Source organism: Pseudomonas sp. SIMBA_068 (genome assembly GCF_046534705.1).
GTDB lineage: Bacteria > Pseudomonadota > Gammaproteobacteria > Pseudomonadales > Pseudomonadaceae > Aquipseudomonas > Aquipseudomonas putida.
In genome coordinates this window covers 1-236 of the sequence record NZ_JAWRYI010001670.1, presented here as the reverse complement: position 1 = coordinate 236, position 236 = coordinate 1, and the positions used below count along the sequence as shown (strand labels likewise).

The following is a 236-nucleotide window of genomic DNA, read 5'->3' as shown; positions in this document are numbered from 1 at the left end:
ACCACGTCCCAGGTGGGGATAAAGGTGTCCTTGCCCACCATGCGCAGGAAGCGCGGGGCAGACAGCCCGCCCATCTGGTTGCCATGTTTGGCCAGGTACTGCCAGAGCCCGGTGATGTCCTGCACCGGCCAGTCGGCGATGAAGGCGCCAAAGCTGCCGTGCTGCTTTTGCACATCGAGGATCATCTGCGCGTTGCGCGGCACGCTCTTGAGCTTGCCCAAGTGGCGGATGATCCG

General features: G+C 63.6%; 1 pseudogene. It reads right to left on the bottom strand.

The annotated features are described in order from the left end of the window. A pseudogene (locus SB756_RS35415) lies at positions 1 to 236 on the bottom strand (DNA-3-methyladenine glycosylase I); the annotation flags it as partial.